At 66.1% G+C, this 22099-nt stretch carries 19 protein-coding genes; 5 read left to right on the top strand and 14 right to left on the bottom strand.

The features are described 5' to 3' along the window. Positions 1-44 precede the first annotated feature (44 nt). Positions 45-2222 (bottom strand): TonB-dependent receptor, encoded by a 2178-nt coding sequence (locus ACZK4H_RS11680; RefSeq protein ID WP_099551045.1) that lies wholly within the window; start codon positions 2220-2222, stop codon positions 45-47. A gap of 195 nt (positions 2223-2417) precedes the next feature. After that, positions 2418-3251, bottom strand: coding sequence for a siderophore-interacting protein (locus tag ACZK4H_RS11675; RefSeq protein ID WP_099551044.1), 834 nt, complete (start codon positions 3249-3251; stop codon positions 2418-2420). A 169-nt stretch (positions 3252-3420) separates the two neighbouring features. Here ACZK4H_RS11675 and ACZK4H_RS11670 point away from each other — a divergent pair, with 169 nt between their 5' ends. Continuing rightward, the gene (locus ACZK4H_RS11670; RefSeq protein ID WP_099551064.1) at positions 3421-4035 is read left to right on the top strand and encodes a TetR/AcrR family transcriptional regulator; all 615 of its coding nucleotides are present in this window, start codon (positions 3421-3423) and stop codon (positions 4033-4035) included. Positions 4036-4128: 93 nt separating this feature from the next. Here ACZK4H_RS11670 and ACZK4H_RS11665 read toward each other — a convergent pair whose 3' ends face one another. From ACZK4H_RS11665 to ACZK4H_RS11650, 4 genes are all read right to left on the bottom strand, one after another. Further along, entirely contained in the window at positions 4129-5055 is a 927-nt protein-coding gene (locus ACZK4H_RS11665; protein WP_099551043.1) for an ABC transporter six-transmembrane domain-containing protein, read from the bottom strand. A gap of 202 nt (positions 5056-5257) precedes the next feature. Then, on the bottom strand, positions 5258-6334 hold the full coding sequence (locus tag ACZK4H_RS11660; RefSeq protein WP_099551063.1) for an ATP-binding protein: 1077 nt from the start codon (positions 6332-6334) through the stop codon (positions 5258-5260). A 3-nt stretch (positions 6335-6337) separates the two neighbouring features. Continuing rightward, the gene (locus ACZK4H_RS11655) at positions 6338-7054 is read right to left on the bottom strand and encodes a response regulator (RefSeq protein ID WP_099551042.1); all 717 of its coding nucleotides are present in this window, start codon (positions 7052-7054) and stop codon (positions 6338-6340) included. 47 nt (positions 7055-7101) lie between these two features. Further along, a complete protein-coding gene (locus tag ACZK4H_RS11650) occupies positions 7102-7659 on the bottom strand; it encodes a hypothetical protein (RefSeq protein WP_239503775.1) in 558 nt (185 codons plus the stop codon). 236 nt (positions 7660-7895) lie between these two features. On the opposite strand from ACZK4H_RS11650, the gene ACZK4H_RS11645 reads away from it, so the two are divergent. Continuing rightward, entirely contained in the window at positions 7896-9077 is a 1182-nt protein-coding gene (locus tag ACZK4H_RS11645) for an efflux RND transporter periplasmic adaptor subunit (protein ID WP_099551041.1), read from the top strand. Between the two features lie 2 nt (positions 9078-9079). Further along, positions 9080-11023, top strand: coding sequence for a MacB family efflux pump subunit (locus ACZK4H_RS11640; protein WP_099551040.1), 1944 nt, complete (start codon positions 9080-9082; stop codon positions 11021-11023). A 23-nt stretch (positions 11024-11046) separates the two neighbouring features. On the opposite strand, the gene ACZK4H_RS11635 is transcribed toward ACZK4H_RS11640, so the two are convergent. From ACZK4H_RS11635 to ACZK4H_RS11620, 4 genes are all read right to left on the bottom strand, one after another. Then, positions 11047-12756 carry a sensor domain-containing diguanylate cyclase gene (locus ACZK4H_RS11635; RefSeq protein WP_099551039.1) on the bottom strand — a complete coding sequence of 570 codons (1710 nt, stop codon included), beginning with the start codon at positions 12754-12756 and terminating at the stop codon, positions 11047-11049. 165 nt (positions 12757-12921) lie between these two features. Then, positions 12922-14106: a M23 family metallopeptidase gene (locus ACZK4H_RS11630; RefSeq protein WP_158230198.1), complete on the bottom strand. Its 1185-nt coding sequence runs from the start codon at positions 14104-14106 to the stop codon at positions 12922-12924. Position 14107: 1 nt separating this feature from the next. Beyond that, positions 14108-14692: an AprI/Inh family metalloprotease inhibitor gene (locus ACZK4H_RS11625; RefSeq protein WP_099551037.1), complete on the bottom strand. Its 585-nt coding sequence runs from the start codon at positions 14690-14692 to the stop codon at positions 14108-14110. Positions 14693-14762: 70 nt separating this feature from the next. Further along, positions 14763-15407, bottom strand: a complete 645-nt coding sequence (locus tag ACZK4H_RS11620) for a TetR/AcrR family transcriptional regulator (RefSeq protein WP_099551036.1) — start codon at positions 15405-15407, stop codon at positions 14763-14765. Between the two features lie 123 nt (positions 15408-15530). On the opposite strand from ACZK4H_RS11620, the gene ACZK4H_RS11615 reads away from it, so the two are divergent. Further along, positions 15531-17819: a TonB-dependent receptor gene (locus tag ACZK4H_RS11615; RefSeq protein WP_197577773.1), complete on the top strand. Its 2289-nt coding sequence runs from the start codon at positions 15531-15533 to the stop codon at positions 17817-17819. A 17-nt stretch (positions 17820-17836) separates the two neighbouring features. After that, positions 17837-18733: a tyrosine-protein phosphatase gene (locus ACZK4H_RS11610; RefSeq protein WP_099551034.1), complete on the top strand. Its 897-nt coding sequence runs from the start codon at positions 17837-17839 to the stop codon at positions 18731-18733. Between the two features lie 101 nt (positions 18734-18834). Here the strand turns inward: ACZK4H_RS11610 and ACZK4H_RS11605 are convergent, their stop codons facing one another. The 4 genes from ACZK4H_RS11605 to ACZK4H_RS11590 all read right to left on the bottom strand — a co-directional run bounded on the left by ACZK4H_RS11605 (position 18835) and on the right by ACZK4H_RS11590 (position 22044). Then, positions 18835-19209, bottom strand: coding sequence for a hypothetical protein (locus ACZK4H_RS11605; RefSeq protein ID WP_143567557.1), 375 nt, complete (start codon positions 19207-19209; stop codon positions 18835-18837). A 64-nt stretch (positions 19210-19273) separates the two neighbouring features. Beyond that, complete coding sequence (locus ACZK4H_RS11600) at positions 19274-19534, bottom strand: hypothetical protein (protein ID WP_099551032.1); 261 nt, start codon at positions 19532-19534, stop codon at positions 19274-19276. Then, on the bottom strand, positions 19531-20883 hold the full coding sequence (locus tag ACZK4H_RS11595; RefSeq protein ID WP_099551031.1) for a hypothetical protein: 1353 nt from the start codon (positions 20881-20883) through the stop codon (positions 19531-19533). The genes ACZK4H_RS11600 and ACZK4H_RS11595 overlap by 4 nt, the downstream gene beginning before the upstream one ends. Positions 20884-20904: 21 nt before the next feature. Then, positions 20905-22044 carry an SPFH domain-containing protein gene (locus tag ACZK4H_RS11590; RefSeq protein ID WP_099551030.1) on the bottom strand — a complete coding sequence of 380 codons (1140 nt, stop codon included), beginning with the start codon at positions 22042-22044 and terminating at the stop codon, positions 20905-20907. Positions 22045-22099 lie beyond the last annotated feature (55 nt).

The following is a 22099-nucleotide window of genomic DNA, read 5'->3' as shown; positions in this document are numbered from 1 at the left end:
TCCAGGGCACCACGCGCCATGGCGTGGTGCCCTTGAAACGAGGATCAGAAATCGACGGTGGCCGACAGCAGGGCGGTGCGTGGCGTGCCCAGCCCGGAGCCGAGGCTGCCGGCCCAGTACGCCTTGTTGGTCACGTTCTGCACCGTCGCGCGCAGTACCAGCGGATGGCCGGCCGCCTGCGTCGCATAGCGGGCACCGAGATCGAACACGGTGCGGCCTGCAACCCACTGGCTGTTGTCTGCATTGATGTAGCCCTTGGACAGGCTGACCGCGTTGCCGGTGAGGGTGAGGCCGGCCACGGTCGGCACGTCCCATTCGACGCCCAGCTTGCCCTGCCATTGCGGGGTGGCCGTGGCCAGCCGGCCTTCGTTGATGCCGCCCTGGGTGCGGGTCAGCTTTGGCTGCAGCCAGCCGATGCCGCCCAGCACGCGCAGTCGTTCGGTGGCCTGGCCGAACACGGTCCATTCCACGCCACGGTTGCGCTGCTGGCCGCCGAATGAGAACACATTGGTGGCCGGGTCGGTATAGGCGCTCGGCTTTTCGATCTCGTACACGCTCAATGCGCTGGCCAAATGGCCGAAGTCGAACTTGGCACCCACCTCGCGCTGGCGCGTCTTGTACGGCGGGAACACGTCGCCCGCATTCGCTGCGCTGACCGGGGCGGTGCTGCCCTGGCTCAGGCCCTCAATGTAGTTGGCGTACAGCGAAAGTTGATCGCTGGCCTTGAACAGCAGTGCACCAGCCGGGGTATTGGCGCTGGCGTCGTAGCGTGCGGTGCGCTTTCCGGTGCTGCCATCGAAGGTGTCGCTGAGCACGGTCTGGTGACGGATGCCCAGAGTCAGCTGCACGCGGTCATCGATGAAGGACAACGTGTCGGCGATGCCGAAGCTGGTGGTACGCACTTCCGCGGTCTTCGGCAGCGACGCATCACTGAAGCTGCGATCGATGGCCGGGCCCCACTGTGGGTCGTACAGGTTGGTTACCCAGTCGCGGGCCAGCAGATTGCGCTTGAAGCCGAATTTCTGGTCGTGCTGGTACCACGCGGCACTGATCGCCAGTGCGTGATCGACCGCGCCGGTGCGGAAGCGCGCCGAGAGGCCGGCTTCGGCGGTGTCCTTGCTGTAGATGAAGCGCTGGTGGGCGAAGTTGTTGCGGAAGTCGCCGGCGGTGTTGGTGATCAGCGTGGTGGCGCTGGCGATGGAATCGAAATCGGTATGGCCGTGACCGTAGCTGGCATGCGCCTGCAGGTGGTCATTGATGTCGAACGACCAGCGCAGCGCGGCGGCTGAGTCCTTGACGTTGCTGAAGGTCCAATCCGGTGCGAACAGGGTGCTGGCCTTCGGCGGGCGGGGCACGGCCAGTCCGGCTGCCAGCGAAACGCCGCGATTGAGGCCATCCACATGGTCACGGCTGCTGAACAGGTCCAGCGAGACCTGCGAGCGTTCACCTCGCCAGTCCAGGCCCAGCGATGCCAGCTGCGTCCTGTGCTGCTGGTGATCGGTGGCGGTGTCGCCTTCGCGATGCACGGCATTGAGGCGTACGCCGAACTGCTGCTGCGCGCCAAAGCGACGGCCAACATCCAGATGACCGCCGAACTGCGCATCGCTGCTGTAGCTGGCCGTGAAGCGGGTCAACGGCGTATCACCTGCGCGCTTGGGCACCAGGTTCACTGCGCCACCCACCGAACCACCCGGTGGCATGCCGTTGAGCAGTGCCGATGGCCCCTTGAGCACTTCGATGCTCTCGGCCAGTTCGGGGGTGACGCGGTAGTAGGGGATCAGGCCATAGAGTCCGCCAAACCCGATATCCGACGAGGCGACACCGAAGCCACGGATGTTGAAGTAGTCGGTGATGCCGCCGCTGGAGCCGCTGTTGTAGACGCTGGGATCGGTCAGCGCAATTACCCGGACCAGGTCCGGTGCCTGGATGTTCTCGATGAACCCGGAGGTGTAACGGGTGGTGTTGAACGGGGTGTCCATGAAGTCGAGCTCACCGAGCAGGCCGACGCCACTGCCGCGGGCGACCTGGCCGCCGGCATAGGCATCGGCAGGCGCGGTCTTGTCGGCGCGCACGTTCACCGTGGGCAGCTGGCGGGCGCTGTCGGTTGCTTCATCTGCATGGGCGAGGGGAGCGAGCAGCAACGCCGGCAGCAGCGCTGCCTGCGCGGCCAGGGATAGGGTCGTGCGGCGTGGGGAGAGCAGGATTCGGGCGGGGAGGGACATGGCAGTTCTCGTGTGGTGGGTCGTGCAATCGGCCAGCACGGCGCCGTCGGTGGCCTGCACGGGCAGGACGACGCGGGCTGTGGAATGGCTGGCAGAGGGCACGGCACTGCCGCTGGGGCAATGCTGCACGCGAGGTGCGTGGGCGATCTGTGGCTGGGTGGAACGAAACGCAGGGCGCGGGTGTTGCGGGGTGGATCAGATGTCGTCGGCGAGGTCGTCGAGGTCCTGCAGGCCACCGCCGCGCGCCAGCACGCGTTCGTAGTTGCGACGGCGGCGCTGGTCGGTTTCGGTGGTGGTCTGGCCGTGTTTCCAGTAGCCGGCCACGGCGACGTCTGCGCGCGGCAGACCGCACGTTTCAAGGAAGTAGCGGCGCAGGGCGCGCATCTCCTCGCGTTCGCCTGCGGCCCAGACGGTGTTCGCCCCCATGTGCAACCGGCGTGCCTGCTGCAGCAACGGCGTAGCGCCCGTGGCCAGGCGCTGTACGCAGACGCCGTCGACGGCGGTCAGTTCGTCTACCGGGAAGGGGTCATCCGAAGCGATCCAGGCCTGCGCGCGAAGGCCGCTGGGCCACTGCTGCAGCAAGGCGAACAGTGCCGGGATGGCGCTTTGATCGGCGAACAGCAGAGCAACGCTGCCCTCGCGATGCGGCACCTGCAGATGTGGGCGCGGACCTGTGAGATCGATGGCGTCACCGGGCTGCAGTGCACGCACCCAGGCCAGCATCGGCCCCGGTGCCTCGTGCAGCACCACGTCCAGCGTGAAACGGCGGGTCCGGGCGTCGACGCTGCGCACGGTGTAGATCCGTGACACATCGCCGAACGCGGTACCCAGCTGGATGCGCACGGCGGTGTTGGCGCGCTGCCAGGGTGCCAGCTCGGCCTGTGGCGGCAGCTGTACGACCAGCCGAAGCAGGCTGGTACAGGGCTGCGTGACGTCAACGACGTGGACGCGCAGCGCCTGCAGGCCACGGTCGTGGTCGGCGCCGCGCACCGGCCCGGCCGGGGTGGTGGAAAGGGTGGGCGCGGACATCGACAACGATCCAGAAGGCTGCGAATGCGAATTAGTTACATCATAGTAAACTAAATTGATCGCCCCGCAACCCAGGCCTGCTGGAGGCGTATGCAACGCGTTGACCATTGCGTTGCCGCAGACCACCATGACAGGCCTTGCCAGCGCGCCGCGCAGGAACCGCAACAGCATGGCTGCACCGAAGAAGACCGTTGCCCGTGGGCGACCGCCCACCATCACCCGCGAGCGCATCGCCGACGCTGGCATCGCGATGACGCTGCCGGGGTTGAGCTTCGTGGGCGTGGCGGCAGCGCTGGGGGTCAGCCACATCGCGCTGTACAAGCATGTGGCGAATCTGGCAGCGCTGCGCGAGCTGGTGGCTGAGGTCATCTTCGAGCGTTGGCAGGCACCGCCATTGGAGGTCGGTGCGGGATGCAGCATCAACGACGATCTGTGCGCGTTCCAGCGTTCATTGCGGACACTGGTGGATGAGAATCCGGGTCTCGCCCCGTTCCTGGTGAGCCACGGTGCGAAGACGCCGGAGATGGTGGCACGCATCCAGCGCCACCATGCCGAGTTCAGTCGTGTGCATGATCTGCCGCAGGAACAGGCAGCATGGCTGCTGTCGACCGTGGCCTATCACGCCGTGGCCTTGGCCGACACCGTGTACTCGCGGCACGCCGTGGCGGACACCACGCGCCGGCCACGGGATCGGGAAGCACAGGAGGCCGAGTTCGACCGCAGCATGCAGGCATTGATCATCGGTGCATTGACGATGTGCGGGCGCACGGCAGGCGGGAGGTAACCGCCAATCCTGGTTGGCAGCGTTGCCCCGGTAGTCGCCAACCTTGGTTGGCGCCGCGACACATCGTTGCCCACCAGGATGGGCATCCACCGGTCAAGCGGCGTCCTTGTGCTCCGCGTCCTCCATGCCCGGGCTGACTCGCCGGCCGATGTCCTTCAGCCGCGCCAGCTGATCCACCATTGACGGCGCATCATCCAGGCTGCCGACGAAGGTCCACAGATAGGTCATCACCGCATACACATGGCCCGGAGTAACTCCGTCGGTGGTGGCGAGGCGGCCGATGGTCAGCGCGAACAGCACCGCTGCCGCCGCGCCAACGACCACAAAGGCACTCGCTTCGCGATCGGAGAGCAGGATGCGCAGCCGCGACAGCGTGGTGTAGTGGCGACGCAACACCGAGGGACTGACCCGGTCCACCAGGCGGATCTCATGCTCCAGCCGGTTGTTCAGGCGTCCATGCAGCTGCTCGTTGCGGCGTGCGAACGACGGCAGCAGCAACAATGCACCCAGCAGCGCGACCAGGCTTGCGGCGCCGACCAGCGGCTCGATCGCCAGCAGCATCCCCGCTGCACCGAACATCGACACCAATGCCGTGGCGATGATCGGCACGTGCTTCTCGAAGAAGTCGACGAACTCACGGGCCAGCACCACGCGGGCCGCCGAAGTGGATGTAGCCTGGCCCAAGCGGCGCTGCGCCTGCACCACGTTCACCGCCAGGTCGGCATAGATGCGGGTGAACGTTCGGGTATCGACCGCGCGGCGGGCGGCACCGACCAGCCAGAACAGCAGCACCACGCCGGCGTAGGAAATGGCATGGCCGATGTCGCCGCGGATGATGGCATCCACCGCGAAACCGGCGAACAGTGGATAGGCCAGCAGCAGCGCGTTCTCCAGTGCGACCAGCGAGAAGGTGCCGGTGAGCTGCCAGGGATAGGTGCGCAGGATGGCTTTCAGGGTGGCGGCCGCATTCTGCTGGCCGATGCTGCCGGCGGCGGCCGCCGGATCGTGGGGGTGTTTCATGGGATGCCTGGGTGGGGTCGGGGACAGGGCAGGGGACGGATGCCTGCCATCTCCCGGGTTGTGCCCAGTATCTGCAGCCCTTTGGAGCGGGCATGGAGGGACGATGGAGATTGCGTGGAGAAACCGGCGGCGTTCAGCGGCGCGCGTGGTGCCCACCACGGTGGGCAACTACCAGAGCAGCGTCTGCCGCAACGCTGCGCCCTCAACGGCGCGCGTGCACCGGCCAGCGGATTTCGAAGGCACTGCCGCCACGTTCGGTAGCACGGCATCGCGCGGTTCCGTGATGTGCCACGGCAATCGCGCGCACCACCGCCAGCCCCAGCCCAGAGCCACCGCTCTGCCGCGAACGTGAGACATCGGTGCGCTGGAACGCCTCGAAGATGCTGTCACGCAGTTCGTCCGGCACGCCGGGGCCACCATCTTCCACGGCCACCGTGCAGTGCCCCTCCGCCAGCGTGACGCGTACCCGCAGCGGGCAGGGGATGGCATGGCGACGGGCGTTTTCCAGCAATGCCAGCACCGCCTGGCGGACGCGGGCCGGGTCGCAGTCCGCCAGCGACGGCCGCGCGTCCAGGCTCACCGAGAAGCCACTTTCGGTCAGCGCCTCGGACATCGCCTCCACCACTGCCGCCACCTGCACGCTGACATCGCTGCGCTGCAGGCGCAGGTCGAGATGGCCGCTCTCGGCCAGGCTCACCACGCGCAGGTCCTCGATGATGCGGGTCAGGCCCTCCAGCTGGGTCAGCATGCTGTTGAACTGCTCGGGGCCGGGCTCGAACACACCTTCGGCGATGCCTTGAAGACGCCCGCGCAGAATGGTCATCGGCGTACGCAGTTCATGCGCGATGGCGGCATTCCAGAACACCCTGTTCTCCGACATGCGGCTCAGGCGCTCCGCCATGGAGTTGAAATCGCTGACCAGCGCGGCCGCCTCGGCCATCGATGCATCACCACCGCGTGCACGGGCATCCAGATCGCCGCTGGCCACCCGGCGCAGGCTCTCGGCCACGGAGTTCAACGGGGTGATGATGCGCCGGGTCAGGCGCGAGGCGACCAGCGTGGCGAAGATGACGACGACGATGGCGGTCAGGCCGATCCACAGCCATTCCAGCCCGGACGGCATGATCGTTTCCGGCTCGTCATACCAGCGCGGATAGAACACCTCCATCAGGTAGTAGAACAGGTAGAAGCCGCTGATCGACAGCACCGTCGAACACAACGATGCGACCGTGATGGACAGCGTGATCTGGCGGCCGATGCTCTTGCCTTTGGGGTTCATCATTCAGTCCAGGAAACGATAGCCGACACCGCGGATGGTGGCGGGGATGCCGATCACGCCCACCTCTTCCAGCTTGCGGCGCAGCTTGCTGACGTGGCTGTCGACGGTGCGTTCCTGCGCATCGCCTTCGGGCAGGCAGGCATGCAGCAGGTCAACGCGTGCATGCACCTGGCGGGGAGCGCGGGCCATGTGCACCAGCAGGCGGAACTCGGTGAGCGTGAAACTCAAAGCATGCACGTGGTCATGGGTGCGCACGGTGACCTCATGGCTGCGCAGGTCGATCTCGAACGGCCCCTGGCGGATCAGCCCGTTGGGTTCTTCGACCACGGTACGAGCGCTGCGGCGCAGGACAGCCTGGATGCGCGCCACGATCTCGGCCGGGTTGAATGGCTTGGCCACGTAGTCGTCGGCACCCACGCGCAGGCCGGTCAGCTTGTCCACGTCCTGGTCGAGCGCGGTGAGCATGATCACCGGCGTGTTGCCGCGCCGGCGCAGTTCGCTCAGCACCTGCCAGCCGTCCAGCTTGGGCATCTGTACATCCAGCAGCACCAGGTCGGGGCGCAGCTGGCGGTGGCTGGCGAGGGCGGCTTCGCCGTCGGCAGCGCGGGCGCTGCGCAGGCCTGAACGAGCCAGGTAGGCGCCGAGGATGTCGGCGATTTCACCTTCATCTTCGGCAATCAGCACCAGGGGCGTCTGGCGCGTGCGGGCATCGGATTTCATTGCATGCTGCGGTTTCAAGTGAGGAATGGGAGACGCCGGCGACGGTGTCATCGCGGCCGTTCCAGGGTCTGCGCTTCTTCGTCGGCTGCCCACGCGAGCGTGGCCAGAACCAGCGTGTGCTGCAGGGCAGGCGCCAGTGTTGCGGTCCCGTGCAGGTGCTGTGCGAGCAGGGTCGATACGGTCGCAGGCAGCTTGTTCCACCGTGATTCCATGCCCGTTGCATCTACCCGGTCCTGCAGGCGTCGGGCCATGCGGACCAAGGCCCGCAGGCGCAGGGCAAGCAACGCGGCGACGAGGACAGCTGCTATCCCTGCAGGCATGAGGCTCACGTCAGCGCTGGAGGCGGACCAGGACGCGAGGCCGATCAGCGCCAGCGACGCCAAGGTGCCCGTGCGTGCCGAATGGGCGGGGCCTTCGCTGCGGAACCCCACCAGCGCGGCGGCTCCGGCACCTGCCAGCAGGGGCGGCGCCGGGTTCGCGCTGGCAAGCATCCAGGCGCTGGTCGACGCCAGTACCAGTGCAAGCAGCCACGGCGAAGGCACGCACCAGGCAAGGTAGGCGCGGCGGACATCGATGGGAGGCAGGTCTGGAAACGGGAGAGACACGGCGGGGACGCAGTCGGCGAGGCCGACAAGGCTAAGGGCCGTTGATGGAGACTTGGTCGAGATTGTGTCGAGATTTCGTGGACGCGATCCGTGCCGTTCAGGAGCGGGCCCCGTGCCTGAACGGAGGTGCGGCCTCCATGCAATCTCCACAGTGGCTCCAAGAAACATCCACCACCACCTTCCAGACTGCGGATTCTGCGGTCACATCCGGTGGCTGCGTGCATGCGAGCCTTCCGATGAACAACCGCAGGACCTGGATCATTGCCGCAATCGTTGCGCTTCTTGCAGGGGGTACCGGCTGGTGGCTGTTTGCCGAGGGTGATGATGCCGCGCTGATCACGGCGCCGGCAAGGGTGGCGGACCTGGAAAAGACCGTGCAGGCCGTTGGCCGGGTCAACCCCAAGGAACTGGTGGCGGTGGGGGCGCAGGTATCGGGCCAGGTCAAGCGCCTGCATGTGGTGCTGGGCCAGCGTGTGCACGCTGGCGACCTGATTGCCGAAGTGGATTCGCAGCCGCAGCGCATCGCCCTGCGCAGCGCCGAAGCGGCTGCCAACACGCTGCGTGCCCAGCATGCGGCCAGCGAGGCGCGCTATGCCCAGGCCATCCGCGTGCATGAGCGCCAGGCGCAGCTGGTGGCGTCGCGGCTGGTTTCGCAGGAAGGTTTCGAGACCGCACGGGTGGCGCGCGAAGCGGCGCGCTCGGACGTCGCAGCGCTGCAGGCACAGATCGACCAGGCGGTGACCCAGGTGGAAACCGCGCGGATCAACCTGGGCTACACCCGCATCGTCTCACCTTCCGACGGCTACATCGTGGCCATCGTCACCAAGGCCGGGCAGACGTTGAACTCGATGCAGACCACGCCGACCATCGTGATGCTGGCACAGATGGACACGATGACGGTTCGCACCGAGATCGCGGAGGCCGATGTGGAACTGATCGCGCCTGGCCAACCCCTGTGGTTCTCCACGCTGGGACCGGGTGGACGCCGTTACGAATCGCATCTGCAGCAGCTTGAACCTGCGCCATCGTCGATTGCCGACGTGGCCACCGGCAACACGGGTGGATCGGCGCAGACGCCGAAGGCGGTGTACTACGCCGGGCTGTTTGACGTACCCAATCCGGGCCTGAAACTGAAGCCGTCGATGACGGTGAAGGTGACGATCCAGCTGGCACGCGCCGCCAATGCGCTGCAGGTGCCGTTGACGGCAGTGTCCGAGAGCGACGACAAGGAGGGCAACCGCGCGACCGTACAGGTGATCGATGCCAAGGGCCGCGCCCGTGAGCGCGCAGTGACGACCGGCCTGCGTACCGCTACTGCGGTGCAGATCCTGTCCGGCCTCAAGGCGGGCGAGAACGTGGTGGTCGGGCAGGCGCCCAGCGGCGCGGAAGCCGAGCCCACCAGCCTTCTGGGGATGTGAGCATGGCCGACGCGCTGCTGGAACTGCATGGCGTTTCGCGCGCCTATCGCTCGGCCGCCGGCGAGGTGGTGGTGTTGAAGGACGTGTCGCTGCGCATCGAGGCGGGCGAGTTCATCGCCATCATCGGCCCGTCCGGTTCGGGAAAGTCCACACTGATGAACATCCTGGGCTGCCTGGACCGGCCAACCGAAGGCAGCTACCGCGTGCAGGGCGCAGCAATCGAGCAGATGTCACCGGATGAACTGGCGCACCTGCGTCGCGAGCATTTTGGCTTCATCTTCCAGCGCTACAACCTGATGGAGAACCTGAGCGCCACGGAGAACGTGGCGCTGCCGGCGGTCTATGCCGGCGTGGATGCCGATGCGCGCACCGCCCGTGCGCGCATGCTGCTGGAAACACTGGGGTTGGGTGAGCGCACCACGAACCGGCCCAGCCAGCTGTCCGGCGGCCAGCAACAGCGCGTTTCCATTGCGCGTTCGCTGATGAACGGCGGCGCCATCGTGCTGGCCGATGAGCCGACCGGCGCGCTGGATCATGCCAGCGGCAGGCAGGTGATGGCGGAGCTCAAGCGCCTGCATGCGCAGGGCCATACCGTGATCCTGGTGACCCATGATGCAGCGATTGCCGCGCACGCGACACGCGTGATCGAGATCGCAGACGGTCGGGTCGTATCCGACCGTGGTACGGGTGATCCTCCGGTTGCACGCAATGCTGCTGCCCACGAACGCAGTCCAGAACCGGGCGCCGCGCGCCGCGCGCGCCTGGATGCAATCAGGGAAGCTGCACGGATGGCGGTGCGTTCGATGCTGGCCCACCGGCTGCGCACCTTGCTGACCATGCTGGGCATCATCATCGGTGTGGCTGCAGTGGTGACCGTGGTTGCATTGGGCAAGGGCGCACAGGCGCAGGTCGAGTCACAGATCAACGAGCTGGGTGCCAGTACGCTGGACATCTTCCCGGGCGCGGACTTTGGTGACCCGCGCTCGGCAGAGATCGAAACGCTGGTCGTGGACGATGCCGATCACCTGGCCGCATTGAGTTACGTAGACAGCGTAAGCCCCAATCTGAGCGGTTCGGTGGCCGCACTGCAGGGCAACCGGCGCGCCAATACGCAGGTGCTTGGCGTGGGCGCTGATCTACCGCGGGTACGCGGGCTGCGACTGAAGGCGGGCCGGTTCTTCACCGATGCCGAGGTGGAAGCGCATCGTGCCGTGGGCGTGGTCGACCAGAAGGCGGCCAAGGCATTGTTCAACGGCAATCCGATCGGTGGCACGGTGCTGCTGGGAGGCATGCCGGTGGAAGTGATCGGCGTGGTCGGTCCAAACACGTTTGCCGGTGGGGCGACGCCGACGGTCTATGTGCCGTACACCTCCGCGTCCTCGCGCCTGCTTGGCAGCCAGCGGCTGGAGAGCATCACCGTACGCGTGCGGGATGACGTGCCAACCACCGCCGCGGAGGCCTCGCTGGGCGCGGAGCTGCAACGCCTGCACGGCCGGCGTGATTTCTTCATCTACAACGCCGACCAGATCCGCAAGGCGGTGATGAAGTCCAGCCAGACCATGGCGGCACTGGTTTCGGCCATTGCTGCGGTGGCGCTGGTAGTGGGAGGCGTAGGCGTGATGAACATCATGCTGGTATCGGTGAAGGAGCGCGTGCGCGAGATTGGCGTGCGCCTGGCGGTGGGTGCCCGGCAGGGCGACATCCTGCGCCAGTTCCTGATCGAGGCGGTGCTGATCTGCCTGTTCGGTGGCGTGCTGGGGGTGTTGTTCGCGTTGGGTGTGGGCGCGCTGTCCAGCCTGCTGTCGCTGGGCGTGCCGTTCCTGTTCACGCCTGGGCCGGTGCTCGCCGCGCTGGCGTGTTCGTCTGCGATCGGGCTCGGTTTCGGCTACTTCCCGGCGCGCAGTGCTGCACAGCTGGACCCGATCCAGGCGTTGGCGGCGGAGTAGGGGCGCGGCCGCTGCGGGGGGGCTCAGGTTGCAGGTCGCGGGTGCATGCGCACGCGTGCGCGCTCGCGGTACAGACGACTGTCGGCACGCTGCAGGGTGTCGGCCACCGACTCACCCGGCGCGTGGTGGGTCGCGCCCAGCGAGAAGGGCGTGGGCGAGCGACCGGCCTGCTGCGCATACCACTGCTCCAGCGCGGCCAACCGCCCCGGCTCCGGGCAGGTCAGCACCACCATGAACTCGTCGCCGCCCATGCGCACTACGCTTTCCATTGCCCCCAGTGGCGCGCGCAGGAAGGCGGCGAACTCGACCAGCACGGTGTCACCCCGCGCATGGCCCTGCGTATCGTTGATCTGCTTGAAATGATCCAGATCGAACATCAGGCAGGCCCAGGGTTGATCAACCAGCTCGTCCAGGCGCGGCAGGAAGCGGCGGTTGTAACTCTGGGTCAGCGGATCCTTGAAGGACATCTCGCGCAGCTGCTGCTCCTGCATCCGCAGTGCGGTCACATCCTGCGCATGGCCCAGCACATAGGGAGGGTTCGCCTCACTGTCGAGCACGTTGTGATACGCCCAGAAATGGCGGGTGCCATCGGCGGCGATCAGTTCGATGACGCCGGCATCGGTGTGGTTGACCGTGATCCGCGCGAGATAGGCCTTGAATGCAGCACGCTTCTCGGGAGGCATCAGATCACACAGGCTGCGCCCGATCATATGACTTTCATCGAAGCCCAGCGACTGCACGGCCGCCGGGTTCACCGATGTCAGCACGCCCTCCAGCGTGTGCGTGCAGATCAGGCCAAGGCTGTAGTGGAACAGGCGCCGGTAGCGCGTCTCGCTCGCCTCCAGGGCATCCAGCGCGGCACGCTCCTCGGTGATGTCCTGGATGGCACCGACCAGGCGAGGGTGCCCATCCACCTGCTGACGGCCTCCGACCACCCGGGTCCAGATGGAGCGCCCATCGGCGGTGGTCATCGGCAACTGCACGTCCCATGAGGTGCCTTCATCGATGCAGCGCCGCACCGCGCTGCGGATGATGTTGCGACTGTCCTCGCGATAGAAGGACAGTGCGGTGTCGAACGTGGGTTGATAGTTGCCGCGTACGCCGTGGATCTGCTTGGTTTCGCGGGTCCAGCGCACTTCGTGGGAGAGCAGGTCCATCTCCCAGCCTCCCACCCGTGCCGCGCGGTTGGTACGTTCCAGGAAGTCCTCGCTGCGTTTCAGTTCGCGGTGCAGTGCCTTGGCCTGGCCGACCTGCGCCATCAGGGTGCTGCGCTGTTCCAGCACCTGGGTGGTGACCCGCGCCAGATGCACCATCAGTTCGCGCTGCGAGGGCGACAGCACGCCCGGCATCGGATCGAGCAGGCACAGTGTTCCGATACGGGCGCCCTGCGCCGAGCCAAGCGGGATTCCCGCGTAGTGACGGATGCGCGGACCACCGGTCACCAGGGGATTGGTGGAGAAGCGAGGGTCTTGCCGTGCATCCGGGATCTCGAACAGTTCATCCTGCTCGATGGCGTGGGTGCAGAACGAGATATCGCGTGCAGTCTCGCTGACACCCTCGAGACCGATATTGGCCTTGAACCATTGGCGCTCCTCGGCCACCACCGAGATCAGGCCCATGGTCATGCCGGTCGCTGCGCGGGCGGCAGCAACGATTGCATCGAACACCGGTTCGGCTGGCGTGTCGAGCAGGTGCAGGCGGTCGATTTCAAGCAGGCGGTCGGCTTCGTCCATGGCGCGTGGCGTGACTGGAGGCGAGGGCGGTAGCAACAGGCGTCGGCATGACGCTATGTGAGCATGTGTTATCTATCGCCACAGCTGGGTGATGTGGGTGTGAGTCCTGGAACAACCGCATCTGCCATGTGATCGGATGCACAGAATTCTGCCGTGAAGGCGTGCTCAGAAGCCGATCACCACATCGTTGAGTGGTAGTTGCTGCTGGCGTGACTCTGCGGGCAGCGCGGTCCAGGGCTCCCCCTGGCCGAACAGCTGCGCTTCGGTTTCCGGGCCGAAGTACTGAAACCGATCGAACACATAGGGCATGCCCTCCGAGCCTTCGAAGCGGACGCCGTTGGACAGCTGGAAGTGCAGATGGGGCGCCGCGGAGTTGCCCGACTGGCCCAGCGCGCCCAGCGCCTGCCCGCGCTGCACGCGCTGGCCGGGCTTGACCTTGATGCTGCCCGTGCGCAGGTGGGCATAGCTGGCGAACACCCCGGGTGAAATTTCCAGCACCACGTAGTTGCCGAACAGGCCGTGGCTGGTCAGTGACGCCGGTTCGGGCTGCGGGGTAAGGGGAGGGTGCTCCGGCTCGCCATCGCGTACATCGCGGACTTCGCCGTCGGCCACGGCAATCACCGGCACGGCATAGCCGACCCAATCCTGGTGGCGCGCGTTCTGCAGATGCTCGGGAGCGGCATGCACCGCACGCCCCCGTGCATCCACGCCGACCAGATCGAGTGCGAACCGCTGCGGGATGGTCAGCGCGCCATTCACCGCCACCAGGCTACCCCAATGGTGCGACCGCGCGGCGCCCGGGCCTTCATGCGCGAGCCAGCGGCCTCCCGCCAGTGGTGGCCCGAGCACTGGTAGCGCGTGTGTGGCGACGTTGACCGCTGCGCCATCAAGCGTCGTGATTCCGGCCTTTTCTGTGGCGAAATCGATGTGGTGACGAAGCACGTGGGGAATCGGTGCATCCGCTGGCAGTGTCAGCCACACGAACACGACCAGGCGCTTGCCGGCAGCGATCGAGGGTGACGCACCGTCGGCGGCGGCGGGACGCACCCATGTGGACAGCGCACTGGCGTCCATGTCCAGCAGTGGCGAGGCAGAGCTGTCCGCGAACACCTGCAGCCTCTGCGGCCGCAGGGTGCCGGTGTCGCCGTAGAAATTGCTGATGTGCAGTTCGTAGGCGAGATGGCGTGCGCCGTCACTGCCGGTAAACGGCGCGGGCGCGAACGGTATGCGGGCCTCGACAGGTGCCAACGGCGGCGTTGCAGCGGTGGCTGCGGTGATCACAGCGCCGGGCAGCAGCGCAGCCATCAGCAGCCCGCGAGCGACGCCAAGCAGGTTGCGTGGACAGGGCATTTCAACGCCCCTTGGGGTTGAGGTACAACCGCGCCCCATCCGTTTCACGATACCCCGACCAACGCCCTCCGCCCGACGCGCGGAAACGCCCGAATACGGTGTTGCTGGTGTCGGTCAACAGCAACTGGTTGCCCGACAGCACCCAGCGGTTGGCCGAGAAGAAGCCATTCGGGCAGCCGGCAGGCACATAGGCACTGTAGCCACCGAACCATTCGATGTTCTTCAGCTCGATGGTGCAGCTGCTGCCGTTCTCCTGGCCCAGTGTCCAGCTGCCGAACAGGTCGCTGTCGCGCACATCGCGGTCATCGCGCCGGCGGTCATGGCCCCAGTCATCGCTGTTGTCGTGGAAGCTGAAGTCCACGTCCATCCCTTTGCTCTCGCTGCGTGTCCCGGACTGCGAGCTGCCGCTGGTGGTGGTCTGGGTGGTCATCGCGCCACTGTTCCGGGTCTCGGTGCTGCTCGATTGTGTGGTCTGTTCGGTACGGGTGGTTTGTTCGCCGAAGCCGAACGAGGCATCCTGGGCCAGGGCGGGCAGGGCCAGGCAGCACAGCGCGGACAGGCAGCTACGGGCAAGCAGGGCAGCCATCGCAGGATCCTCGGAAGGGTGGGCCGCGCGAGTATCGAGCCGGTGGGGTGGGAGACCGTGTGAGGGCGGCTCAATCGGCCATCACCCGCCCGATGGCATCGGCCAGCAGGGCGCGCACGCGCGCCGGCGGCAGGTCCGGATCGCGCACGGCACGCATCGCCAGGCCCTCCACCAGCAACCGCAGCAACAGGGTGCGGCCGGCAATCCGCTCTTCGTCCAGAACCTTGCCAAGGCTGGCATCGCGTTGGCGCAGCCAAGCCTGGATGGCGGCGCTGGTCTGCTTGTCATGGGTACGCAGCACACCGGCCAGCTCCGGATCGCGATGGGCCTCGGCGTTGATTTCCGCGTACAGCGCCACGCTGGCGATGGCATTGCCATGGATCGGCAGCACTTCGCCGCGCGCCCATTGCTGGTAGCACTCCAGCAGTCCGTCGACCAGATCGGACGCGGCCGGCATCGCGCTGATCGATGCCTGGTCGTGGCGCAGCTGGCGTTCGATCAGGGCCAGGATCAGGGCGCGCTTGTTGGCGAAATAGCGGTACATCAGCCCCTGGCTGATCTCGGCCTCGGCGGCGATGTCGCCGATGGAACCGGCATGGAAACCGCGGGTGATGAAGCACTTCTGGGCGGCGTCGAGGATGCGGCGGCGCTGGGCCTCGGCATGGGCTGCAGCAGGATCTTCGGTGGTCGGGGCTTCGGCGGATTTCGGCGTCATTGCGTGCGGTCAGGGCGTCCAGAGGCGGGATAGTACGTCACAAAAGGTGTGAATGAACGGTCATTCATTTGTAATTCCCGCCTCCCAGACTGCGCCGGCCTTCTCCTTCCGCGAATGAGTCCGATGCGCCACGCCACGCTGCACCGCCCGTTGCTCACCCTCGCCATCGCCGCCGCGCTGCCGGCGCTGGCCCATGCCGAAGACAGTCCGGGCGCCGACGCCAGCGCGTCCGCCGATGCCGCACGCACCGTGGTCGCCCTCGACCAGGTGATGGTGACCGCGCAGAAGCGTGCCACCAACCTCCAGGAGACACCCATCTCGGTGTCGGTGGTCGATGCCGAAGCGCTGAAGGATCGCAGCGCGATCTCACTGGGCAGCCTGTCCGATGGTTCCATTCCATCGTTACGGGTCACGCCGTTTGCCACCCGCAGTTCGGCGCTGAATATCGGGATCCGCGGCATCGGTGCCTCCGGTGATGCCAACCAGCCAGCCCGCGACGCGGGCGTCGGCATCTATGTCGATGGTGTGTTCATGGGCCGCGCGCAGGGCCTGGGCAGCATGCTCTACGACGTGGAGCGCATCGAAGTGCTGAAGGGCCCGCAGGGCACGCTGTTCGGCCGCAATACCGAAGGCGGCGCGGTGAGCATCGTGACCAAGGCGCCGACCGGCGAGTTTGGTGGCAGCGTCAGCGCAGGGGTGTCCAACTTCAGCGGTTACAACAGCGCACTGCACCTGGACCTGCCCAAGGTGGGCGATGTCAGCTTCAAGATCGACGCCGTGCAGGCCAAGCGCGGTGGCACCACCGACAATCCCATGCGTGGCGAGCGTGACTTCAACAGCTACGACAAGCGCGGCGCACGCCTGAGCGCGCTGTGGCAGCCGAGTGATGACTTCTCGCTGCTGTATGCCTTCGACCGCTCCTACGATGCCACCACGCCGTACCACACCCAGGTGCTGGTTCCGGGCGCCTACCTCAGCCCGCTGCAGAAGGCCGGCGCCAGCCAGGACCGCCGCGACAGCGCCATCCTGGGCGGGCCGCAGGAAGACAACATCGGTCGCACCAGTGGCCATCTGTTGAACCTGTCGTGGACATTGAGTGACACCCTTGAGCTGAAGTCGATCAGCTCCTACCGCGAACTGACCCAGGGCCAGTTCGACATGGGCCTGGTCGATGCGATATCGGCCTACGGTGGCGCCGGCACGCCGTTCGGGCGTTACAGCCTGGCGCAGGTCTACCAGCACCAGTACAGCCAGGAATTCCAGCTGATTGGAAACACCTCGCAGGTGCAGTTCCTCGGCGGTGCGTTCTACTACCATGAGACCGCAGGCGACAATGCGCAGACCCCGAACATGCTGGTGTGGGGGCCGGGTGGCAACAGCTACACGGTGAACCCGGCGACCAATCCGCTGGATCTTTCGCGCGTGCGCATCGACCGTGCCAGCAACGCGTGGACCGACAGCCTGGGCGTGTTCGGGCAGGCTACGTGGACGCCGGAAGCAATGCAGCGCCTGCACCTGACCGCGGGTGGTCGCTACACCCGTGATGACAAGAAGGGCAGCCTGTACATCGTCAACGGCACGGCAACGAACCTTGCATTCAAGGACCGCTGGAGCCGCTTCGACCCGATGGTCAACATCGCCTACGACCTGGGCGAGCACGCGATGGTCTATGCCAAGTACAGCACCGGCTTCAAGGCCGGCGGTGCCAACTCGCGTTCGACCAACTACAGCGCGTTCGGCCCGGAAGAGGTGACAGCCTACGAGCTCGGCTTCAAATCGCAGTTCTGGGACAACCGTGCCCGCCTGAACCTGGCGGTGTTCGATTCCACCATCGCACACAAGCAGATGGACTTCTCGCTGCCGTTCGACCCGAACAGCGGTGAAACCCGCACCACCATGGTCACCACCAACGCGCTGAGCGATGGCAAGTCCCGGGGTGCGGAGCTGGAATTCAACGTGATGCCGGTGGACAACCTCACCCTCGGCCTCAACTACGCCTATACGAAGATCGATGCGCAGACAGCATCCGACCCGTTCGGCGCTGGCGTGCAGGTGACCGTGCAGCCGCTGCTGGCACCGAAGAATGCGGGCAGCCTGTCGGCCGACTATCTGGTGCCGTTCGCCAACTTCTCGGCGCTGAAGTTCCATGTGGACGGCAACTGGTCTGATGGGTACTACACCAGCGAATACGACCAGATGCTCACCGACAGTTCGTTCGTGGTGAATGCACGGGTGGCGCTGGTGGATGTGCCGGTCAACAGCACCGGCACCACGATGTCGTTCTCGTTGTGGGCACGCAACCTGCTGGATGAGCAGCACCTGTTCTACAAGATCAACAGCGCGGCACTGGGCCAGAGCGGCATCTTCAACGACCCGCGTACCTTCGGCCTGGATGTGGCCGTCAACTTCTGATTCGAACGGAGAACCCCATGAAGACCCGCCATACCGGACTCGCCCTGGCCCTGATGCTGGGCCTGCCGCTGACCGCGACGGCTGTTGCCGCTGATGCGCCGCAGGCTGTCGCCGCGAAGACGACGGCCGCCGCCAATGTGAAACCCGTCGCTGCCGATGCGCAGCGGGTGATCCCGCTGCAGGGCGCCTGGAACGTGCGCACGTTCGCCGGCCTCCAGGGCCGCCACGGCCCGATTCCGGCCGATGCGTTCGTGCGTACCGCTGACCTCGGCCGCCTGACCGACGCCGACCGTGATGCGCTGGTCGCCGCCGGTGTGAAGCTGGACATCGACCTGCGCACCGCCGATGAGGAGGCACAGTCACCGGACCTGCTGGCCAAGGACGGTCGCTTCGACTATCAGCGCATCTCGCTGATGGGTACGGAGAAGATGGACCTGCAGAAGATGATGACCAGCTTCCCGGATTCGCTGGGCGAAGCCTATGTGCAGTGGCTGGGTCACAGCCAGCCGCAGTTCAAGCAGGTGTTCCAGCGCATCGCCGCGCAGCAGGACGGCGCGGTGCTGTTCCATTGCACGGCCGGCAAGGACCGCACCGGCATCATCGCCGGGCTGTTGCTGGACCTGGCCGGCGTGCCCAAGGCCGAGATCGTGCACAACTACGCGATCTCCGCGCATTACCTGGAAGGGCAGCCGAAGGACAGCGCGATGAACGCGCAGATCATGGCGCTGGTCAAGCAGAACCCGGAGATCGGCCGCAGGATGGCAGGCATGGCCGGTACCGCGCCGGACAACATGGAGCAGTTCCTGGCGGCGCTGCACCGCCAGTACGGTGGTGCGGAAGGGTACCTGAAGTCGATCGGGGTCAGCGAGCAGGAGATCCAGCAGTTGAAGGTGCGGCTGGGTCAGGCCGGCTGAGCAGGGCAGTGGCCAGGTAGGGGCTCCCCCGCAGCGATCTGCGGGCGAGCCCACGGGTTCCGCGCCGGTCTTGACCGGTGGTGGGCCGAGGCCCACACCGGCTACAGCATTTCGAACGCCGCCAGTTTGCAGGTGGCCGAATAGCGGAACACGATCGAGGAATTTCCCGGTGCGCTGGCGCCCTGGCCATCCTGGAAGGTCGCCTGCACCAGGCTGCCATTCAATTTCGCTGCCAGAACCGCTGCGTACATGGCCTTTCCACCATCCGTAGAGGTATCAATCCAGATCATGGAGTGATCGCAGGAGCAGCCGGTCAGCGGCACTGTCATGCCGAAACCAGCGACGCCCTGCGACGGGATCAGGCCCGCGACTTTTCCGATGACGTTGCACACCTTCTGGGCATGGGCGGGGCCCGTCGCGGCGCCTGCCGCCATGGCGACCAGAAGCCCCGCGACCACTCTTGGAATGCGCTGCATGAACCTGCTTCCTTGTTGGGTTGTGCAACAGCGTAGCGCAGCGTGGAACCGCTGGCCGAAGTTTTCAATCCCCGTCCGGCTTCACCCTCACCACTCGCTTCCGGTACTCGTAGACGTTGTCACCACGGATGCGCTTCTCCTCGGTGCCGGTGACCCTGCCCACCTGCTGGTCCGAGCCGGTGATGGGCTTCGCCTCGATCTCGGTTTCATGCTCGAAGGAGTGGGATTTGTCGGTGTTGCGGTAATAGCGGTACAGCGCCCAGTACAGCGCGGTTGCGCCGGCCGGACCTGCCGCCAACAGCCAGAGGCCACTGTCGTCGCTCATGTCGATGCCACCAGGAAGGCAATTGCGAGGGCTTCAATGACGGTGCCGGTGGCCAGTGCCGCCAGCAGCATCTTCCATTGCTGCACGGGTACGCTGCCCATGGTCTCGCCGGTGCGGCCATTCACTGCGATGTAGTGCAGCATGCCGCCGTTCTTTCCAGGCTGGTGGTAGGAGTACAGCCACACCGGCAGGTACATCGATACCCAGCGGGTACCATGCACCTCCAGCTGTTCCTGTTCCCAGCGCACGCCACGGTTGTATCGCTTCACCGAACCTTCCACCTGCGAACGGGCGATCGACAGCAGCTGGTCTTCCAGTCGCGGCCGCAGTTTCTCCACGTCCAGGTTACGCTTCTCCGAAGTGAAGCCGGCCAGGTACGAGGCGTTCCACTTCACCGCGTTCTTGGTGTCGAACGGCAGGATGGTGTTGATGATGTTGTTGGTGTTGGCGCGGGTATCGAGATTCCCGCGCTCGGCCGAGGATTCCAGTGGCAGGTCATCGACGGTGAAATCCACCTGGCGCTCGACCTGGTAGACATCGGCGTCGTACAGGGTGCGCTTGTTCTTCTCGCTGCCCACCGTGTATTCGCGCGTCTTGATCTCGCCCTTGCCGGCCACGGCCGCGCTGACATTGCTGTCGACGATCATGTAGGGCAGGAACACGCCCACCACGTTCTCCGGGGTGAACTGGTCCTTGAATGCCTTCAGCGCGAACATTCGGCGCTTGTCGACGAACTGGCGGATGCGCGCGACCGCGTCGTCCTTCCGGATATGGAAGGGCAGCACCGCATCAGGCACCGCGCCATTGCTGATCTGTTCGTTGACGCCGAAGACGTGGCGGCACCAGTGGCAGCGGGCTGTCATCGTGCTTTCGGTATTGACCGTGACTTCGGCGCCGCAGCCGGTGCACTTGAACGTCATCAATGCCGAGGTGTCGGCGTCGATGTCGCGTGCGCCGGAGGCGACGACGGTGCCGCGCAGCTGGTCGATGGCCTCACCCAGCCCGAATTCCTCCTCGACCCGCGCACCATGCCATTCGTGACGGCAGTACAGGCAGACCAGGATATCGGTGCCGGCCTTGGGCCGGATGTCGGTGGCGCCGCACTTCGGGCAGCGGTTGAGGCCATCCTTCAGCTCGCTGGCCGAGGTGTCGATGGCGACCGGATCAGGCGCTTCCACTTCATCGCGGATCGCCTGCGGCAGCTTCGAGGTGTCCAATGGGAAGCTGCCGGGCAGGGGAGGGACGTCCTGCGGCGAACCCGGCCCATCCAACGACGCCGCCGGCAAGGGCGGCGGCGTCGCGGGCAGGGATCCGGGCAGCGGCGGTGGGCCGTTTCGGGGATCGGACATGTTGTGTATGCGTCCTGCCGGTTACAGGCCCAGTGCCTTGGCCTTGAGTGCGTCGTAGTCACTCTGCGTGATCAGGCCCAGGTCCAGCATTTCCTTGGCCTTCTTCAGCTTGGCGACCGGGTCGTCCGCAGCCGGGGCCACCGGCTGCTGCATGCCGCCGACACCGAACATGCCAGATGCCATGCCGACACCGACCAGGCCTGCCGCGCCGCCATTCTCGCCTGCCGACTGGATGCCCTGGGCAACACTGGCCTGCAGGTTGGAGTTGCCACGCGCACCGGACAGCGCATCGGCGCGCTGCACGGTCTTCAGCAGTTCGCGGGTGTTGGCGTCGTATTCGATGGAGACGATGGCGGTCTTGACGATGGCCAGGCCGCGGTCCGACTTCCACTGGTAGCCCTGCTCGACCGCGGCCGACAGGCTCTGCGCGAAGCCCAGCGAGTCCTGCTGCAGCTTGGTGATGCGGTTGCCCTTGCCTGGATCGTTGGTGTACAGGCTGAAGGCCGGTGCCAGCGAGCCGACCACTTCATTGAACAGCTGGCTGGCGGCGGCATTGTCCAGATCGGTGAAGTCGAACACCTGGCCGGGCCGCAGGTAGCTGGCCGGTACGAAGTTCTTCACGAACAGGATCGGGTCGACGATCTTCAGCGTGTACGAGCCACGGGTGACCGCGCCGACCTGGGTGTTGAGGAAGCCGTCGTCCCAGTAGATTTCCGACTGGGTGCCGAAGCGGTTGTCCGGCAGCTCCTTCAGCGAGACAAAGTAGGCGGCCTGCTGCGAGCCCGGCTGGCCGCCGAACTTGAACCGCTCCCAGCTCTGCTTGATGAAGGTGCTGACCAGGCCGTCGCCGGCAAAGATCGACTGCGAGTTCAGATCGTCCGAGCGCCACTCATAGCCACCCGGTTCGGCGACGAACGCAGTGATCGCGCCGTCCTGGAACAGCAGGAGGCCGTAACCTTCGGGCACGATGATCTTCGAGCCGTTGGTGATGATGTTGGACGAGCCGCTGGTGTTGGAGCCGCGGCCGGCATTGGTGCCCTGCGGCACCGCCGCGAACAGCGCCGCCGTGGACGGCAGGCCCGCCGGCACGGTGTAGAAGTCCTTCCACTGGTCGGCCAGAACACCGCCAACCGCACCCTTCACCGCCTGTACCAGACCCATGTCCAACTCCCTGTGATTCGAGGGCAGGCACCGTGCCTGCCGAGCTGGACTGAAT

The sequence above is a fragment of the Stenotrophomonas sp. 78350_Sma genome, from assembly GCF_056482105.1.
This window is presented reverse-complemented; position numbering and strand designations above follow the sequence as displayed.

What these genes read in the sequence shown, in the direction of transcription:
- ACZK4H_RS11590 (WP_099551030.1), bottom strand. Translation starts at nt 22,044, where the DNA reads ATGGGTCTGGTACAGGCGGTGAAGGGTGCGGTTGGCGGTGTTCTGGCC.
- ACZK4H_RS11610 (WP_099551034.1), top strand. Translation starts at nt 17,837, where the DNA reads ATGAAGACCCGCCATACCGGACTCGCCCTGGCCCTGATGCTGGGCCTG.
- ACZK4H_RS11655 (WP_099551042.1), bottom strand. Translation starts at nt 7,054, where the DNA reads ATGAAATCCGATGCCCGCACGCGCCAGACGCCCCTGGTGCTGATTGCC.
- ACZK4H_RS11620 (WP_099551036.1), bottom strand. Translation starts at nt 15,407, where the DNA reads ATGACGCCGAAATCCGCCGAAGCCCCGACCACCGAAGATCCTGCTGCA.
- ACZK4H_RS11630 (WP_158230198.1), bottom strand. Translation starts at nt 14,106, where the DNA reads ATGCCCTGTCCACGCAACCTGCTTGGCGTCGCTCGCGGGCTGCTGATG.
- ACZK4H_RS11635 (WP_099551039.1), bottom strand. Translation starts at nt 12,756, where the DNA reads ATGGACGAAGCCGACCGCCTGCTTGAAATCGACCGCCTGCACCTGCTC.
- ACZK4H_RS11605 (WP_143567557.1), bottom strand. Translation starts at nt 19,209, where the DNA reads ATGCAGCGCATTCCAAGAGTGGTCGCGGGGCTTCTGGTCGCCATGGCG.
- ACZK4H_RS11615 (WP_197577773.1), top strand. Translation starts at nt 15,531, where the DNA reads ATGCGCCACGCCACGCTGCACCGCCCGTTGCTCACCCTCGCCATCGCC.
- ACZK4H_RS11675 (WP_099551044.1), bottom strand. Translation starts at nt 3,251, where the DNA reads ATGTCCGCGCCCACCCTTTCCACCACCCCGGCCGGGCCGGTGCGCGGC.
- ACZK4H_RS11645 (WP_099551041.1), top strand. Translation starts at nt 7,896, where the DNA reads ATGAACAACCGCAGGACCTGGATCATTGCCGCAATCGTTGCGCTTCTT.
- ACZK4H_RS11670 (WP_099551064.1), top strand. Translation starts at nt 3,421, where the DNA reads ATGGCTGCACCGAAGAAGACCGTTGCCCGTGGGCGACCGCCCACCATC.
- ACZK4H_RS11680 (WP_099551045.1), bottom strand. Translation starts at nt 2,222, where the DNA reads ATGTCCCTCCCCGCCCGAATCCTGCTCTCCCCACGCCGCACGACCCTA.
- ACZK4H_RS11625 (WP_099551037.1), bottom strand. Translation starts at nt 14,692, where the DNA reads ATGGCTGCCCTGCTTGCCCGTAGCTGCCTGTCCGCGCTGTGCTGCCTG.
- ACZK4H_RS11640 (WP_099551040.1), top strand. Translation starts at nt 9,080, where the DNA reads ATGGCCGACGCGCTGCTGGAACTGCATGGCGTTTCGCGCGCCTATCGC.
- ACZK4H_RS11665 (WP_099551043.1), bottom strand. Translation starts at nt 5,055, where the DNA reads ATGAAACACCCCCACGATCCGGCGGCCGCCGCCGGCAGCATCGGCCAG.
- ACZK4H_RS11660 (WP_099551063.1), bottom strand. Translation starts at nt 6,334, where the DNA reads ATGAACCCCAAAGGCAAGAGCATCGGCCGCCAGATCACGCTGTCCATC.
- ACZK4H_RS11600 (WP_099551032.1), bottom strand. Translation starts at nt 19,534, where the DNA reads ATGAGCGACGACAGTGGCCTCTGGCTGTTGGCGGCAGGTCCGGCCGGC.
- ACZK4H_RS11595 (WP_099551031.1), bottom strand. Translation starts at nt 20,883, where the DNA reads ATGTCCGATCCCCGAAACGGCCCACCGCCGCTGCCCGGATCCCTGCCC.